This window comes from Roseomonas gilardii (assembly GCF_001941945.1).
Classification (GTDB): Bacteria; Pseudomonadota; Alphaproteobacteria; order Acetobacterales; family Acetobacteraceae; genus Roseomonas.
On the sequence record NZ_CP015584.1, the window covers coordinates 193,856 to 210,247 of the forward strand.

Annotated in this window: 14 protein-coding genes; 6 read left to right on the forward strand and 8 right to left on the reverse strand. The window is 70.1% G+C overall.

Annotated elements, in window-relative coordinates; all coding sequences use genetic code 11:
* Positions 1-2 precede the first annotated feature (2 nt).
* Together RGI145_RS20425 and RGI145_RS20430 are read right to left on the reverse strand one after the other, a co-directional pair.
* A complete protein-coding gene (locus RGI145_RS20425) occupies positions 3-1,058 on the reverse strand; it encodes a carbohydrate ABC transporter permease (protein WP_208864032.1) in 1,056 nt (351 codons plus the stop codon).
* A gap of 25 nt (positions 1,059-1,083) precedes the next feature.
* A complete protein-coding gene (locus tag RGI145_RS20430; protein ID WP_075800377.1) occupies positions 1,084-2,364 on the reverse strand; it encodes an ABC transporter substrate-binding protein in 1,281 nt (426 codons plus the stop codon).
* Positions 2,365-2,520: 156 nt separating this feature from the next.
* Between RGI145_RS20430 and RGI145_RS20435 the strand changes: the two genes are divergently transcribed.
* Entirely contained in the window at positions 2,521-3,537 is a 1,017-nt protein-coding gene (locus tag RGI145_RS20435; protein WP_075800378.1) for a LacI family DNA-binding transcriptional regulator, read from the forward strand.
* Positions 3,538-3,585: 48 nt separating this feature from the next.
* Here RGI145_RS20435 and RGI145_RS20440 read toward each other — a convergent pair whose 3' ends face one another.
* On the reverse strand, positions 3,586-4,068 hold the full coding sequence (locus RGI145_RS20440; RefSeq protein ID WP_237183342.1) for a winged helix-turn-helix transcriptional regulator: 483 nt from the start codon (positions 4,066-4,068) through the stop codon (positions 3,586-3,588).
* Positions 4,069-4,418: 350 nt separating this feature from the next.
* Between RGI145_RS20440 and RGI145_RS20445 the strand changes: the two genes are divergently transcribed.
* From RGI145_RS20445 to RGI145_RS20465, 5 genes are all read left to right on the forward strand, one after another.
* Complete coding sequence (locus tag RGI145_RS20445; RefSeq protein ID WP_208864033.1) at positions 4,419-5,393, forward strand: hemin-degrading factor; 975 nt, start codon at positions 4,419-4,421, stop codon at positions 5,391-5,393.
* Positions 5,390-6,283 (forward strand): heme/hemin ABC transporter substrate-binding protein, encoded by an 894-nt coding sequence (locus RGI145_RS20450; protein WP_075800379.1) that lies wholly within the window; start codon positions 5,390-5,392, stop codon positions 6,281-6,283. Before RGI145_RS20445 ends, RGI145_RS20450 begins: the two co-directional genes overlap by 4 nt.
* A complete protein-coding gene (locus tag RGI145_RS20455; protein ID WP_075800380.1) occupies positions 6,283-7,308 on the forward strand; it encodes a FecCD family ABC transporter permease in 1,026 nt (341 codons plus the stop codon). Before RGI145_RS20450 ends, RGI145_RS20455 begins: the two co-directional genes overlap by 1 nt.
* Entirely contained in the window at positions 7,305-8,111 is an 807-nt protein-coding gene (locus tag RGI145_RS20460; RefSeq protein ID WP_075800381.1) for a heme ABC transporter ATP-binding protein, read from the forward strand. Before RGI145_RS20455 ends, RGI145_RS20460 begins: the two co-directional genes overlap by 4 nt.
* A 170-nt stretch (positions 8,112-8,281) precedes the next feature.
* Positions 8,282-10,279 (forward strand): TonB-dependent receptor domain-containing protein, encoded by a 1,998-nt coding sequence (locus RGI145_RS20465; protein WP_075800382.1) that lies wholly within the window; start codon positions 8,282-8,284, stop codon positions 10,277-10,279.
* A 101-nt stretch (positions 10,280-10,380) separates the two neighbouring features.
* Here RGI145_RS20465 and RGI145_RS20470 read toward each other — a convergent pair whose 3' ends face one another.
* The 5 genes from RGI145_RS20470 to RGI145_RS20490 form a co-directional block, all read right to left on the reverse strand.
* Positions 10,381-11,511 carry an LLM class flavin-dependent oxidoreductase gene (locus RGI145_RS20470; protein WP_075800383.1) on the reverse strand — a complete coding sequence of 377 codons (1,131 nt, stop codon included), beginning with the start codon at positions 11,509-11,511 and terminating at the stop codon, positions 10,381-10,383.
* An 18-nt stretch (positions 11,512-11,529) separates the two neighbouring features.
* On the reverse strand, positions 11,530-12,492 hold the full coding sequence (locus RGI145_RS20475; protein WP_075800384.1) for an ABC transporter substrate-binding protein: 963 nt from the start codon (positions 12,490-12,492) through the stop codon (positions 11,530-11,532).
* Positions 12,493-12,497: 5 nt separating this feature from the next.
* Complete coding sequence (locus RGI145_RS20480; RefSeq protein ID WP_237183343.1) at positions 12,498-13,298, reverse strand: class II aldolase/adducin family protein; 801 nt, start codon at positions 13,296-13,298, stop codon at positions 12,498-12,500.
* A 305-nt stretch (positions 13,299-13,603) separates the two neighbouring features.
* Entirely contained in the window at positions 13,604-14,950 is a 1,347-nt protein-coding gene (locus RGI145_RS20485) for an MmgE/PrpD family protein (protein WP_075800385.1), read from the reverse strand.
* A gap of 11 nt (positions 14,951-14,961) precedes the next feature.
* Positions 14,962-16,269, reverse strand: a complete 1,308-nt coding sequence (locus tag RGI145_RS20490) for an LLM class flavin-dependent oxidoreductase (RefSeq protein WP_237183344.1) — start codon at positions 16,267-16,269, stop codon at positions 14,962-14,964.
* Positions 16,270-16,392: the final 123 nt, after the last annotated feature.

Here is a 16,392-nt window from a genome sequence, read left to right on the forward strand (position 1 = left end):
GGTCAGTTCCTCCGCCGCCCGGCGACGCCGAGCTGGATCAGGGTCAGGATGAAGAGCACGGCGCCCAGCAGCACCGAGGCCGCGGCGGCGAGGCCGAAATTCTGCACCTGGTTCGCGAAGGCGGTCTCGTAGATGTACTGCACCACCATCAACGTCGCCGTGCCTGGGCCACCGCCGGTCAGCACGAAGACCTCGTCGAAGGTCTGCACGCCCTTGATCAGCGCGAGCACGATGACCACGATCATGTTCGGCCAGAGAAGCGGCAGGGTGATGCGCCAGAAGATGCGGTGCGTGGGCGTGCGGTCCATCGCCGCCGCTTCGTAGAGATCGGACGGGATGGCCTGCAACCCGGCGAGCAGGATCAGCGTGTAGAAGCCCATATGGGCCCAGACGGACACGAAGATCGCCCAGAACATCGCCCAGCCGGGTTCGTTCAGGAACAGGATGCGGTCGCCGCCCAGCCCCATGATGATGGCGTTCAGCAGGCCGTCGCGCTGGAGGATCCACTTCCAGATCAGCGCCACCACCACGGGGGAGAGCAGCACGGGGAAGAAGAAGACCGCGCGGAAGAAGCCCCGGGCCCGGATCTTGCGGTTCAGCACCAGCGCGGTGACCAGGGAGGCCAGCACCGTCCCCACGACGTTGAACAGCGTGAAGGTGCCGGTGTTGGCGACGCCACGCCAGAAATGGTCCTCGCGGCAGGAGCCGGGGTCGATGAAGGAGCCGCAGTCGAGCAGGTAGGCGTATTGCTGCGTCCCGACATAGGGCCGTTCGGACGGGAACAGCGCGGCGCCGCCGGTCAGCGAGAACCAGAGGTTGATCGCCAGCGGCAGGAAGACGAAGAGCCCGAAGAAGGCGGCGTTGGGGAGGATGAAGACATAGGGCATCCCCCGCTCGCCGATCAGCTTCTGCACGCCCCGCATCGGCGCGTCGATAAGGCGCAGAGGCAGCGCGGCGGCCCAGCCCAGCGCGTGCAGGGCGCTTCTTTCCTCCAGGCGCGGCACAGCCGGGGCGGTTGCCGTGCCCGCGGGGGGCACGGCGGTATCGACGGAGCTCATTCTGGCGATCCCGGTTCGGGGAGGACTACTTCTTGTCGCGCTCGGCGATCTGCTGCGTCACGTCATCCGTGATGCGGCGATAGGCTTCGTCCAGCCCGATCTCGCCGGCCACGGCCTGGCCGAGGCGGCTGATGGCGGCGTTGAAGATGATGCGGGAGCCGGAATAGCCCTGGAGGCGATAGGCGGCCGGCGAGATCTGCTGCACCTCCTCGGTGAAGACCTTCAGCGCCGCCCGCGCCGCCTCGGAGCCGGACTTGTACTCCACGCCCTTGGCCGCGATCCCGACATGGCCGGGCACGAAGAGCGCGCGGCTGTAGAATTCGGCCATCACCTCCTCGCTGGCGAGGTATTCCATGACCTTCGCCACCTCCGCGGGGTGCTTGCTGGACTTGAAGGCCATGAGCGCCGCCCCGCCCGGCATGGGGGAGCAGTTGGCCGGGCCGCAGGGCGTCGGCACCGCCACCCAGTCGAAGGCATCGCCGATGGTCTTGTCGAACTGGGCGATCTGCCAGGAGCCGGACAGGTACATCACGACCTGCGCGTTCTTGAACTCGTCATTGGCGCCGCGATAGGCGGACCCCGCCACCGAGCCCCAGATCTCCTTGGACATGATGCCCCGGCGGTGCCAGTCCACGACCAGGGAGGCGGCACGCTTGAACCCTTCATCCACGACGGCGGGCTTGCCGGCCTCGTCGATGCCGGTGGCGCCCTGCGAGACGGCGAGGCTGAAGAATCGGTGTCCCGAACGGTCCAGCGCCAGGGGGAAGGGCGCGTCCACCTTGGCCGCCACCGCCTTGACCGCTTCCGCCCACTGCTCCCAGGTCGCCTTGGGCCCGGGCATCGCGATGCCCGCCTGCTCGAAAAGCGTCTTGTTGACGAAGGGCCCGGTGACGGTGAGCTGGGTCATGAAGCCGGGGATGGAACTCGTGTCGCCGGCGACCCGCATCCAGGGCAGGAACGGCGCGTAGCCCGCTTCCCAGGCCGCCGCGTTCTTCAGATAGGGCCGCAGGTCCAGCCCGTAGCGCGCCAGCCCGCCCATGTCGGCGACGCGCGCCATGTCCGGCCCCTGGCCGGAGGCGAGCTGCACCGGCAGGTTCTCGCTGATCGCCTTGAACGGCACCTGGTCCAGGACCACGCGGATGTCGGGGTTCCTGCCCTCGAAGCGGCGGAGCAGGTCGTTCATGACCTCGCCCTCGTTGCCGTCCGAATACCAGGCCATGCGGAGGGTGGTCTGGGCCATCGCCGGCCCGAAGGCCGTCGCGGCGAGGCTCAGCCCGGCCGCGAAAGCGTATGCGAACACCTTCATGAACTTCCTCCCTGGTCCGACCTCCGGGCACGCTCGAACGGGCGCCTCATCGGTCGGGACGGTATTTGGCAAACGTTTGCCTAACCTGTCAAAGGGTTTTATGAAAGTCATAAGAGCCCAGGTTGAACGGGACGACGAACAGCGGAGGCAGGATGCGTGAATGACAGGGATGGCGGCCCGCCTTCCGATAACCGGCCGGTTTCCCTGGCGACGGTCGCCGCCGCCGCCGGGGTCTCGATCTCGACGGTCTCGCGCATCGTCAATGGGGAAACCCGCCGCGCCTCGGCGGAAACCGTGCAGCGGGTGCGGGAGGCGGTGGAGGCCACCGGCTACCGTCCCAACTCCGTCGGCCGGACCCTGCGCAGCGGCGAGAGCCGGCTCGTGGCCATGCTGGTGGCGAATCTCGACAACCCCGCCATGGCGACCGTCGCGGCCTCCACCGAGGCGGCGCTGCGCGCGGCGGGCTACATCATGATCCTCTGCGACACGCATGACCGCGCGGAACTGCAGGACGAGTATCTGGCGGCCATGCGGGCGCAGGTCGTGCAGGGCTACATCCTCGTGGTGGCGCGGCCGAGCCCCGGGCTGGCCGAGGTGGTGGCACGCAGGACGCCCATGGTCTTCGTCGGCCGCCGAAATCCCTGTGGCGGGGGGGCCTTCGTGGGAATCGACAACTTCCAGGCCGGGTCGCTGGTGGCCGAGCATCTCTGGAATGCCGGCATCCGGGCGCCGGGGATCCTGTCGCCGCTGGAGGGCTCCCCCGCCACCCGCGAGCGCGCGGAAGGCTTCCGTGCCCGCTATGCCTCCTTCGGCCTCGACCCCGCGGCGATCCCCGAATGGCAGGCGCCCGGCCTGGCGCATGTGGAGGTCGGCTATCACGCCGCCCGGGCCATCGGGCTGCGTGCCGCCTGGCCGGAGGGGCTGCTCTGCGTCAGTGACCAGGTGGCCTATGGTGCCTTTCGCGCGGCCCGCGAGGCGCAGCTACGCGTGCCGCAGGACTGCCGGCTGGTGGGGATCGATGGGAGTTCCCTCAACCCCTGGCTGGCGCCCTGGCTGGAATCCGTTCGTGTTCCCTACGAACGTTTCGGGACCGTCATCCTGGACCAGTTGCAACGGATCTGGTCCGGGGCGGAGCCGGCGGAGCGGCTCCTCCCGCATGGGCCGGTGACATGAACGGCAGCCGTCGCGGCGGGACATCCTCCTGAAGCGGCGGCGGCTCGCTTACGATCGCCCGGGACAGCGCCCCGGCACGTCCTGGGGCTCCGGGGTCGCGGCGGAGAACTCCGGGAGCCGCGCCCCGGCGTCGAAGGCCAGCATGGCATGGTGCATGGTCCGGCCATTCCGGGCGGCCCAGTCCACGATCCGCGCCAGGGGCTCCAGCAGCGAGATGCCGAGCGGCGAGAGCCTGTAATCCACCCGTGGCGGGATGGTGGGATGGATCGTCCGTTCCACCAGCCCGGCCCGCTCCAGGTCCCGCAGGGTCTGGGTCAGCATGCGCTGGGAGATGTCCGGGATCTCGCGCCGCAACTCGTTGAAGCGGCGGACCTGTCCGCTCAGGGCGATGACGATGAGCACGGTCCATTTGCTGCCGAGGAAATCGAGCGTCTCCCGGATCGGGCAGGTGACCGTCGAGGGGTGCGGCCGGCGTGGGGCGCGGCGGCAATCATCCAGGCTGCTCTGCAAGGCCAGGGCAGCGGGCGCCAACAGGTTCTCTGGAGGATACTTGGTCACACTGAAATGCCTTCTTTCGTCACTCTCTGGAATATCTTAAACCTGGGTTATGGATTTTCATAACATTTCGGGAATCTCCGGAATTCCAATGTAATTCTCAAGAAATACTTTCATTTTACATCGAAACATTCTGGCTGTGGTAGAATTCCCGTCGCCGGCCCTGCGGAGCGCAGCATGTATATGCGAATCATTATCAGTATCAGGAATGCATCCCGTAAGGGCGGGATTTCATGATGTCTGATGCATCGCCTTCCATCCTTCCGGACGCCACGCCCGCATCTCTCGTGGCCGCCTTCGCTGCTTTGCGGGAGGCCCGGCCAGGGTTGCGCGCCCGCGATGCAGCGTCGGAACTGCAAACCACCGAGGCGGCCCTGCTGGCCTCGGGTGCGCTCGGCCCCGTCACGCCGTTGCGGCCGGACTGGAAGGCGCTGCTCGCCGCCCTCCCTTCGCTCGGCCGGGTGATGGCCCTGACCCGCAACGACCATGCGGTGCATGAGCGCAAGGGCGTCTATCACCCACCTCAGGGCGGTGACCGGGCACTGTTGGTGCTCGGGCCGGATATCGACCTGAGGCTCTTCCCGGGCGGCTGGGCCCATGCCTATGCGCTGGGAGGCGAGCGGCCTTCCATACAGATCTTCGCGCGGGACGGCTCGGCCGTGCACAAGGTCCACGCGACCGGCGAGACCGACCTGGCAGCCTGGGACTCCGCTGTCGCACGGCTCGCCGGCCCCGGCGAGCCGCCGCCGATGGCCCCGGCGCGGCCCGGCGCCGAGGCCGAACGGCCGGTTGATGCGGCGGCCCTGCGCGCGGATTGGCTGGCCCTGCGCGACACGCACGCGTTCTTCGGGCTGCTGCGCCGGCACGGGGCCAGCCGGCGGCAGGCCTTCCGCTTGGCGGGCGAGGATCTGGCGCTCCGCCTGCCCCCCTCCGCCGGGGCGGAGACCCTGAGGAGGGCGGCGTCCAGCGGGATGTCCATCATGGTCTTCGTGGGCAATGCCCATGCCATCCAGATCCATACCGGCCCGGTCCGGCGTGTGGCCGACAGCCATGGCTGGTTCAACATCCTCGACCCGGACTTCAATCTGCATCTGCGCGAAAGCGGCGTGGCCGAGGCCTGGCGGGTGGTGAAGCCCACCGACGATGGGCCGGTCACTTCGGTCGAGCTGCTGGATGCCGAGGGCGGGACCGTGGCCATGCTGTTCGGCGCCCGCAAGCCGGGCCAGCCGGAGCAGGCGGAATGGCGCGCCCTGGTCGGGGCCGTGGCGGGGGCCGTGGTGGGGGAGATGGCCGTCCCATGATCGCCCGCCGCCAACTGCTGGCCGCCAGCATGGCCCTGGCGGCCTCGGCCCCCCGGACGGGCCGCGCCGCGCCGTTCCGGCGCGTCGTTTCCGTCGGCGGCGCCATGACGGAGACCGTCTATGCCCTGGGAGCCGGCGACGCCCTGGTCGCCGTGGACAGCACCAGCCTCTACCCGCCGGCGGCCACGAGCCTGCCGCAGATCGGCTATATGCGCGCGGTGCCGCCGGAGGGGATCGTGTCCCTGATGCCGGACCTGGTCCTGCTTTCCTCCGATGCCGGGCCGCCCCAGGCCGTGGACGTGCTGCGCGCGGCTGGCCTGAGGCTCGCCGTGATCCCCGATGGCGCCGCCGGGGTGGAGGCGGTGTCGCGCAAGATCGCCGCCATCGGCGAGGCGCTGGAACTGGGCGCGGCCGCCGCGGCCCTGAGCGACGCGGTGGCGGCGGACTGGCGCCTCCTGGACGCGCCGGTGGCGGCGCTGCCCAGCCGCCCCGGCGTGCTGTTCGTGCTGTCGCTCGACCGCGGGGTTCCCCTGGTTTCGGGCCGGGGGAGCCATGCCGACGCGCTGATCGCCGCGGCCGGCGGGCGGAACCTGCTGCGGGACTTCGCGGGCTACCGCCCGCTCTCGCCGGAAGCGGCCGCCGGATTGCAGCCGGATGCCGTGGTGATGATGGAACACAGCCTGCGGAGCGCCGGAGGCCCCGAGGCGGTCGCGGTCCTGCCGGGCCTCGCCCTGACGCCGGCCGGGGCCGCGCGGCGCATCCTGTCCATCGGCAGCACCGACCTCGCCTTCGGCCCGCGCGCGGCGCAGGCGCGGCGCAAGCTGGCGGTGCAGCTCCATCCGGAGCGCGACTGGCCGGAACTGCCGGCACGGGCCTGGGCGCGGGAGTGATGCCGCCCCGGGGCCTGCTTCTTCCGGCCGTGGCGCTGCTGTTCCTGCTGGCGCTGCTGGCGGGGCTGCTGCTGGGTCCGGCGCGGATCGCGCCCGCCAGCCTCTGGGCCACGCTGGCCGATGCGCTGCATCTGGCGCCGCTGCCGGAGGCCTATCGGCGCGACGCGGCCATCCTGGCGGCCATCCGCCTGCCCCGCGCGCTGATGGCCGCCATGATCGGCGCCGGGCTGGGCATCGCCGGGGCGGTGATGCAGGGGTTGTTCCGCAACCCGCTCGCCGATCCGGGGCTGATCGGCGTTTCCGCCGGCGCCGCCCTGGCCGCCGTGGCCTGCATCGTCTTCGGCGGCTCGCTGGCCGCGGGGACTCTGGGGCTGTGGCTCCTGCCGGTCGTCGCCTTCCTGGGCGGGCTGGCCGCGACCTCCTGCATCCTGATGCTGGGGCACAGATCGGGCGCGATGGGGATCGCCACGCTGCTGCTGGCCGGCATCGCGGTGAACGCGCTGTGCAGCGCCGGCACGGGCCTGCTGGTCTTCATGGCGGATGAGCGGCAGGTCCGGGACATCACCTTCTGGACGCTGGGCAGCCTCGCGGGCGCCCGCATGGAGCAGGTGCCGGTGGCCATCGTGCTGATCCTGCTGCCGGGCCTGGCGCTGCTGCCCATGGCGCGGCCGCTGAACGCGCTTCTGCTCGGCGAGGCGGAGGCCTTCCATCTGGGCCTGCGCGTGGAGGCGGTGAAGCGGCTGTCCATCGCCCTGGCGGCCATCACGGTCTCGGCGGGGGTCGCGTTGACGGGGCTCGTTGCCTTCGTCGGCCTCGTCGTGCCGCATCTGGTGCGGCTGGCGGGCGGCAGCGACCATCGCCTGCTTCTGCCGGGCTCCGCCCTGCTGGGCGCGGCGCTGCTGCTTCTGGCCGATCTCGCGGCGCGCAGCCTCGCCGCGCCATCGGAACTGCCGCTGGGCGTGGTCACCGCTCTGCTCGGCGCGCCTTTCTTCCTGTGGCTGCTGCGACGGAGCCGGATCGCATGATCGTCTTCCGTGGATGCGGGCTGCGGGCCGGCAAGGCCGTTCTGCTGCGGGATATCGACCTCACCGTGCCGCCGGGTTCCGTCACCGCCATCGTGGGGCCGAACGGCGCGGGCAAGTCGAGCCTGCTCCGGCTCGCCTCGGGCGAGCTTCGGCCGAGCCAGGGCGAGGTGCTCTTCGCCGGCCGGTCGCTCGCGGCCTGGCCGCCGCGCGACCTCGCGCGCCGGCGCGCGGTGGTGAGCCAGCGCCACAGCCTCGCCATGCCGATGCGGGCCGGGGAGATCGTCGCACTGGGCCGGCAGCCCTGGAATGGCACGCAGGCCATGCGCGGCGATGCGGAAGCGGTCGCCGAAGCCATGGCGCTGGCCGGCGTGCGGGAACTCGCCGGGCGCGACCACGCCAGCCTGTCGGGCGGCGAGCAGCAGCGCGTGCAGATCGCGCGCGCTCTGGCGCAGCTTGCCTCCATGCGCGGCGAGCGGATGCTGCTGCTGGACGAGCCGACCGCCAGCCTGGACATGGGCCATGCGGCGGCGCTGCTGCGCCTGCTCCGACGCCTCGCCGCGCGGGAGGGGACCGGCATCCTGCTGGTGCTGCACGACCTCAACGAGGCCCGGTTCGTGGCGGACCATGTCGCGATGCTCCAGGCGGGCCGGCTGGTCGCGGCGGGCGCGGCTACGGAAGTGCTGCGGCCCGATCTGCTGCGGCGTGTCTACGGCCTGCCCTTCCACGAAGCCGGGCCGATGCTGATGCCGGATTACGGCGACATGGATCGCGAGGAAATGCCGGGCATCCACCTGTCGGGGTGACGGCTCTCCCAGACCTCTTCAGCTCCGGACGCAGTCTGGCCGGTCCCTGACGGATCGGAGGGGCCGGGTCTGGCGGAACTCCTATTTGATAATGAGATTCATTCTCATATAACTCCCGAGAATCACGCTGCCGTGAGTCGGATCACGGCTTTCCCGCAAAGGACTGTCACATGCCCCGCTTCCTGCATCACCTCATGGCCAGTACCGCCATGGCAGGCCTGCTTTCCGTCTCCTGCACCGCCCTCGCCCAGGATTCCTCGGCGGTTCGCCTGCCCCAGGTGGATGTCTGGGCCCAGAACAACCAAGCCCAGGAGAACACCACCACCATCGACGGCGAGCGCCTGCGGCAGGAAGGTGCGAACCGGCTGGACGACGTGCTGCGGACCGTGCCGGGGGTCTTCACGCGCGAGAACGTGCAGCAGCCGGGCGTGGCGGTGAACATCCGCGGCTTCGAAGGCTCCGGCCGCGTGAACACCATGATCGACGGCGTGCGGCAGAACTTCCGCTTCACCAGCCACGACGCGGCCGGCTTCACCTATGTCGATCCGAACCTCCTGGCCGGGATCGATGTCTCCCGCGGGGCGGTCACGGGGGTCGGCGGCGGCGCCCTGGCCGGCAGCGTGAATCTCCGGACCCTCGACGTGGACGACGTGCTGATGCCGGGGCGCAAGGTGGGGGCGCTGTCCCGCCTGGGCTGGGGCAGCAACGGGGTGGATTTCCAGGAGATGGTGGCCGGTGCGGCGCGCATCGACGGCGTCGGCCTCGTGGGTGCCATCAGCCACCGCAGCTCCCGCAACTACCAGGATGGCAGCGGCAACTCCGTGCCCGGGACGGGGCAGGACCTGCTTTCCGGCCTGTTGAAGACGCGCATCGACATGGGGGGCGGCCATAGCCTGGGCCTGGGCGCGGTCTTCTACGACAACGACTTCTACGCCAATTCCTATGACCAGACGGTGAACAACAAGACCTTCACCGCGAACTACCGCTACAATCCCGGCAACCAGTGGGTCGATCTGCGGGTCAACGGCTACTACAACGACCTGACCATGAAATACACCGGCGGCACCGGCGCCTATGTCGGCCGCCTCATCGAGGACGAGGGTGCTGGCTTCGATGTCTCGAACACCTCGCGCTTCTCGCTCGGCCCCGTCTCCGCGCGCAGCGTCAGCGGCGTGGAGTATTTCCACGACTCCGTCAGCGGCCGCGATGGCGGCGTGAACCCGGGCAGCGGCAATGCCTCGATGCTGGGCGTGTTCAACAACACGACCTTCGGCTATGGCATCTTCGAGCTGACACCGGGGCTGCGCTACAACCACTACGCGCTGGACGGGTCGGGCTATCTGAGCAGCCGCTACGGCGCCTACGACGTCGATATCTCGAAGGATTCGCTGGACCCGCGGATCACGCTCGCGGCCAATGTCACGAGCTGGCTGCAGCCCTATGTCACCTGGTCCCGCAGCATGCGGGCGCCGACGCTGCAGGAGACCATGCTGGGCGGCAACCATCCGGGCTCGGTCTCGAACTCCTATGTCCCCAATCCGGACCTGAAGCCGGAAACGCAGCAGGGCTGGGAGTTCGGCGCGAACATCCGCGCGCAGAGCATCATCCGCGGGAATGACAGCTTCACCGCCAAGGCCAGCTACTTCATGATGGATGTGGAGGACTATATCGCCGCGCGCTATGTCAGCGCCTCGCGCGCCTTCCAGTTCCAGAACGTCGATGGCACGACCAAGGTGAAGGGCGTGGAGCTGGAGGCGAACTACGATGCCCGTCTGGTCTTCGCCAGCCTGAGCTACACGCATTCGGACTCCGACCTGCCGAGCCAGATGCCCGGGCTGGGGGCCAGCCAGTACATGCCGGACGACGTCGTCTCCGTCAGCGCGGGCGCCCGCTTCCTGGACGAGAAGCTGGTGGTCGGGGCACGCTACGACTACGTCTCCGGCGGGCTGGTGTCCGGCTACAACGCGAGCTTCACCGGCCCGGCCGTCGCGCAGAGCGGCGAGCCGTACCATCTGGTCGGGCTCTTCGCCACCGCGAAGATCACCGAGAATGTCGAGATCAACGGCCGCATCTCCAACCTGCTGGACGAGAAGTACACGCCTTTCCTGAGCACGAGCGGGAACGGCCAGGGGCGGACCTTCTATGTCGGGACGCAGCTCCGCTTCTGAGCGGGACGGTCCCTCATGCCCCGCTTCCCGCGAAAGGTCGCGGGGCCTTCACGGCGGAAGGAGACGGTTCCCGTGAACCGCCCCCCCTTCCCTGTCACGGCCTATTCCGCGGCGACGGCGGAATGGCCCGCAGCGTCGCGTGCGGCGACCAGGGCCCGGACGCGCGGGATGAGCTCCCGGCCGTACTGGATGGAATCCACCAGCGGATCGAAGCCACGGATCAGGAAGGTGGAGATCCCCAGGTCGTAGTAGTCCAGCATCGCCTCGGACACCTGATCGGGCGTGCCGACCAGCGAAGTGGAGTTGCCCGACGCGTTGGTGAGCGCGGCCATCCCGGTCCAGAGGCGCTTGTCCAGGCGGCTGCCCTGCGAGGCCGCGGCCAGGAGGCGGCGCGAGCCTTCGTTGGGGGGCGCCGCCACCCCGATCTTGCCATGCCGCTCGTTCTGCGGCGCGCGCCGGTCGCCGCCGCCCTCCTTCAGGGCCTGGGCCCGGGCCAGGATGGCATCGGCCTTGGCCCAGGCCTGCTCCTCGGTCTCGGCGAGGATCGGGCGCAGGGACAGGCTGAAGCGTGGCTGCCGGCCGAAGGGGGCCGCGGCGGCGCGGATGCGTGCCACGATCTCCCGCACCTGGTCGTAGGTCTCGCCCCAGAGCGCATAGACGTCGGCATGCTTGCCGGCGACCGGGATGGCTGCCGCCGAGGCGCCGCCGAAATAGACGGGGATGCCATCCGGCCGCACAGGCTTGACGTCGCCGAAGCCTCGCCGCACCTGGTAGTAGCGGCCCTCGTAATCGAAGGGCTGCGGCGAGGTCCATTCCTGCCGGAGGATGTCGAGATACTCGCTGGTGCGCGCGTATCGCTCATCCTTCGTCAGACGGTCGCCATCCTGCGCCAGCTCGGCATCGTTGCCGCCGGTGATGATGTGCACCGCCGCGCGCCCGCGCGAGAACCGGTCCAGCGTCGCGAACTGCCGTGCCGCCAGGGTCGGCGCGGTGAAGCCGGGCCGGTGGGCAATCATCAGCCCCAGCCGCTCCGTGACGCTGGCGATGTGCTGGCCGATCAGGATGCTCTCGGCGGAGGTGGAGTGGAAGGCGACCAGCACGCGGTCGAAGCCGCCCAGCTCCTGCGCCTTGGCCGAGGCTTCCACGAAATCGATGTCCAGGGCCGGGCCGCTCCGGCGGATGGTCTCGGACGAGTTGAAGTGGCCGACATAGCCGATGAACTCGACGCTCATGCTGGTCTCCCCTGCGGTTCAGCTGGAATAGGCATTGAAGGACGGGTCGAAGCTGCCGCGCACATCCACGCCCGCCGGCAGAAGACCTTCCCGCGTGTAAAGGTCCACCGTGCGCTGCTGCGTGGCGATGACCTGCTCGTCCACCGGCACGGGCAGGAAGCCCCGGGCATCGAGGGTGCGGCGTGCCACCTCCTCGGTCACGCCCGTCTCGCGGGCCCAGGACTGGGCGTAGCGGTCCAGGTTCCGGTCGCCCCAGCGAAGCGCCTCGGCCCAGAGGCGGAGGAATTCCGTGATCTCCGCCCGCTTCCCGGCGATGGCCGGCTGCGTGGCCGCCTGGAAGCTCAGGCCGCTCATCAGGCCCCGGCCGTCCAGGAGGATCCTCGCCTTGTCCTGCGCCTCGGCGAGATAGACATACTGGCCCCAGCTCGACCAGGCGTCGATCTGGCGGGAGGCGAAGGCGGACTTGGCCTCGGCCGGTGACAGGAAGACGATCTGCACGTCCCGCCGGCCCAGCCCCGCCTGTTCCCGCGCGGCGACGGCGAGGAAATGCCCGACGGACCCTTTCCCGGTCCCGATCCGCTTGCCCTTGAGGTCGGCGAACCGGCGGTAGGGCGCATCGCCATGCACCAGGAGCGCCGTGCTGCGGCCGCTCGAACGGGTCGCGCCGACGACCCTGATGGGCGCGCCGGCGGCATGGGCGAAGGCGAAGGGGGCGTCGCCGATCCCGCCGATGTCGATGGCATCGGCGTTCAGGGCCTCCGCCAGCGGAGCGGCCGCAGCGAACTGCGCCCATTCCACCCGCAGCGGGCTTTCGCGCAGGACACCCGAGGCAAGGATCAGCGACTGGTTGCCGCCCTTCTGGTCGCCCACGCGCAGGGTGCCCGCCTCCTGTGCCCTGGCGCGCCCGACATGGAGGGCCGGCAGGGCGAGCAGGCCGGCGATGACCGTCCTGCGGCCCGGTGTCTCGATGCGATCGGGCATGTCGCTCAATCCAGCAGGTCCGGTTCCTGGGACAGGATCCAGTCGCGCAGGGGCTGGAAGGAGAGGAAGCCGCCACGGGCGCTTCCCACCTGGGTCGCGGTCAGGCGCGCGGTCTCGGCCGGAATGGGACGCGGCGTTCCGGCGGCCTCGGCCAGGAGCTGGGTCCGGGCGGCGTTGTCCATCGCGATGAACCACCAGGCGGCCGCTTCCACCGTGGGCCCGGCCGTCAGGATGCCGTGGTTCAGGAGGATCACCGCCTTGTGCGCCCCGAGGGCCTCGGCGATCCGGTCGCCTTCCGACCGGTCGAGCACGACGCCGGTGAAATCGTCGAAGACGGCATGATCCTCGAAGAAGGCGCAGGCATCCTGCGTCAGCGGGTCCAGCCTGCGGCCCAGCGAGGCCCAGGCCTTGCCATGGGTGGAATGCGTGTGCGCGGCGGCCACCACATCAGGGCGGGCGGCGTGGATCGAGGCATGGATGGCGAAGGCGGCACGGTTCACCGGCTGGTCGCCATGGACCACCTCCCCATGGTGGTTCACGCGGATCAGGTCGGAGACCCTGATCCGGCCGAAATGCTGTCCCAGCGGGTTCACCCAGAACTCGTCCGGGAATTCCGGGTCGCGCGCGGTGACGTGTCCGGCCAGCCCCTGGTCGAAGCCCAGGCGCGCGAAGAGGCGGAAGGTGACGGCGAGCGACTGCTGGCGGTGCAGCCGCTCCTCCTCGATGCTGCGGCGGGGCTGTTCGTCCCGCAGCAGGGCGCCGAAGTCGTATCGGAGGTTTCTCGGCAGCGGGGTGATCTGGTTCACGGGAACGGCTTCTCCGGCTGGTGCGGACATGGTTCCACGATCGCCGCCCGCGATGGCGGGGCGACGTGGTCTTGCGGGCGTTGCGTGAGAGGGCCGGAGCGGCGCTCCGGCTAGATACAGATCGCGAACGGGCACCGGCCCGGTGGGGCGGAAGGAGCGGCGCTGGTCCCGTGGAATGGCTTCCTCATTCCCGGGAGCCTAGTCGGATGCCGTGATCGAACCAAGGGAAGCGGTTTTCAAACTGCGCCTTGCGCGGGACACAAGGCCATCGCCGAAGCCAGGGCGAGGAGAGGTTCCTTTTCCGCTCAGGACTCCCTGCCGCCGATTTCGCGAAGGCGCTGGAGCAGTCGCGCCAGATCCTGCTCCGTCCGCATGCTTCCCACGAACTCCGGAATCGCCGCCGCATCGGCAAGGCCGGAGGCGGCATCGAGGAACTTTCCGCCGAGATCGCCGACACCGCGCACCTTCATGGCCGTGCGGCTCAGCCTTCTCCCGTCCCGCAGATGCAGATCGACGCGCGCGAAGCGCTTCTCCGGCGCTTCGCCGATCGAGGGGACGGCGTGGTCAACCTGCCGGCGGATACGTGGCAGCAGGGCGGCGATGTCCGCCCGCAGCGGCCGGTCGGCGAAGGTGGCGACCCCCAGCCGCCCGTCAAGCAGCGCCGCGGCGATGACATACTCGACGCTGAAGCGGCCATCGAGGCCGGAGCGCGGCTCCGTCACCACCAGCGCGGCCTCGCCCCCGGGCGGGAAGGTGACGACGGCCTCCGCCACATCCTCCGCCCCCACGCCGTGCTCAGCGATGAGGTCGAGGATGGCATCGGCGGGAAGGTGGCTGGCGCCGCAGCAAGCATAGGCCTTGAAGGCCAGGCCAGGGGACAGGATCTCCCATTCCTCGCCCCAGCCGGCGACGGCGCGTTCCGGCGACGCGCCGCCCAGGCCCAGCACTTGCAGGAAGCCCAGCCGCCCGTCGAGGAAGGCGGAATTACCCTGCAGGCCGGCACGGGCCAGCAGCACGGCCAGGACACCGGAACGGGCCGCGAGGCCGGCATGCAGCGGCTTGACCTCGCTGGCGAACTGCAGCCGCAGCCCCGCCGCCTGCGTGGCGGCGATGCCCAGCGCATTCGCCGTATCCCCGGCGGAAAGGCCCAGCAGATGCGACAGCGCCGCCGCCGCCCCCACCGGCCCGAGCGTGGCGGTGTTGTGGAAGCCCGTCTCGTAGTGGCGCGACCCCATGGCGCGTCCGAGCCGCGCCATCGCCTCGACTCCGGTGACATAGGCGGCCAGCAGGGCCTCCGCGCCGGCGCAGCTTTCCTCCGCCATGGCCAGCAGCGCGGGCAGGATCACCGTGCTCGGATGGCCGCGCACGCCGGCCTGCACGTCGTCATAGTCCAGCGCATGGCCAAGCGTGCCGTTCAGCAACGCTGCGGTCTGTGCATCGACCCGGCCCGGATGGCCGATGACGCTTGCCAGTCCCTGGCCGGCCAGGGGGAGCAGAGCCCGCTTCACCTTGAGGTAGCCGCCATCCTCCAGCCCGCCCACGGCGGCGGCAAGGAAGTCGAGCACGCCATCCCGGGCGGCGGCGAGGGCGGCAGGCCCCGGCCGGCTGCCGGCGATCAGCATGGCGTAGCGATGGGTGAGATCCTGGCTCATGCCGGTCACCCTCACGCGGCTTCGAAGCGGTTGGCGGGGCGGGGCAGGCCGAGATTCTCGCGCAGGGTGCGGCCGGCATATTCGGTGCGGAACAGGCCGCGACGCTGCAGCACCGGCACGACATGATCGACGAAGAGGTCGAACTGCCCCGGGAACCAGGGGGGCATGATGTTGAAGCCGTCCGCCGCCTCGCCCTCGAACCATTCCTGCAGGCGGTCGGCGATCTCCTCGGGCGTGCCGCGCACGACGCCGTGGCCACGCGCCATGCCGGCATGCAGGGCGAGCTCGCGCACGGTCATGTTCTCGCGCCGCGCCAGGGCCGTCAGGAGCTCCGCCCGGCTGCGGAGCTGGTCCGAGATCGGCAGGTCCGGCAGCGGCGCATCGAGGTCGAGGCCACGCACGTCATGGCCCAGCCGGTCGGAGAGCAGGGCCAGCGCGCCGTTCAGGTCCGTCACCGCGCGCAGGCGGTTGTAGTTCTCCTCGGCCTCCGCGCAGTCGCGGCCGATCACCGTGAAGACGCCCGGCATGACGGCGATCGCCTCCGGCGGGCGGCCATACTGCGCCAGGCGGCCCTTGAGGCTGCGATAGAAGGCCTGGGCCTCGCCGAGATCGCCCTGGGCGGTGAAGACGACATCGGCGGTGCGGGCGGCGAGATCCTGGCCCGGGCCGGAGGAGCCTGCCTGGATGATGATCGGATGGCCCTGGGGCGGGCGGGAAGCGTTCAGCGGCCCGCGAACCGAGAAATGCTTGCCCTTGTGGTCGAGCACATGCATCCGCGACGGATCGGCGAAGACGCCGCTCTCCTTGTCCATCCGGATGGCGCCATCGCTCCAGCTATCCCAGAGGCCCTTGCAGATATCGACGAATTCCTCGGCGATTTCGTAGCGGGCGTCGTGTTCCGGGTGCGAGCCGCGGGTGAAGTTCGCGGCGGAACGGGCGTAGCTCGTCGTCACCACGTTCCAGGCGGCGCGGCCGCCGCTCAGATGGTCGAGCGAGGCGAAGACACGGGCGGTCTGGTAGGGTTCGCCATAGGTGGTGGAGGCGGTGGCGGCGAGGCCGATATGGCTGGTCGTCATCGCCAGGGCCGCGAGCAGGGTGAGCGGCTCGAAACGCACGACCGTGGAGGGATGCGCGTCGGTGCCGCTGGTCAGCCCATCGGCCAGGAAGAAGATGTCGAAGAGCCCGCGCTCGGCGGTCTTCGCGATGCGCTGGAGAAGGTCGAGGTTCTCCGCGCCGGCCTCGGCGCCGGGCAGGCGCCAGCCGGACACGTGGTGGCCGGCGGCCTGGACGAAGACTCCGAGATGCATCTGGCGTGTCACGGTCGGATCGATCCTGATCTTGCCACGGCGAGGGTCGGTGTGTCCTGCCGGGATCGTTGAAGCATGGGCTGGCGCCGCGCCGGGGAATTCGGGGCAGCGGCGCCAGGGGTGGTGGGCCGCGCG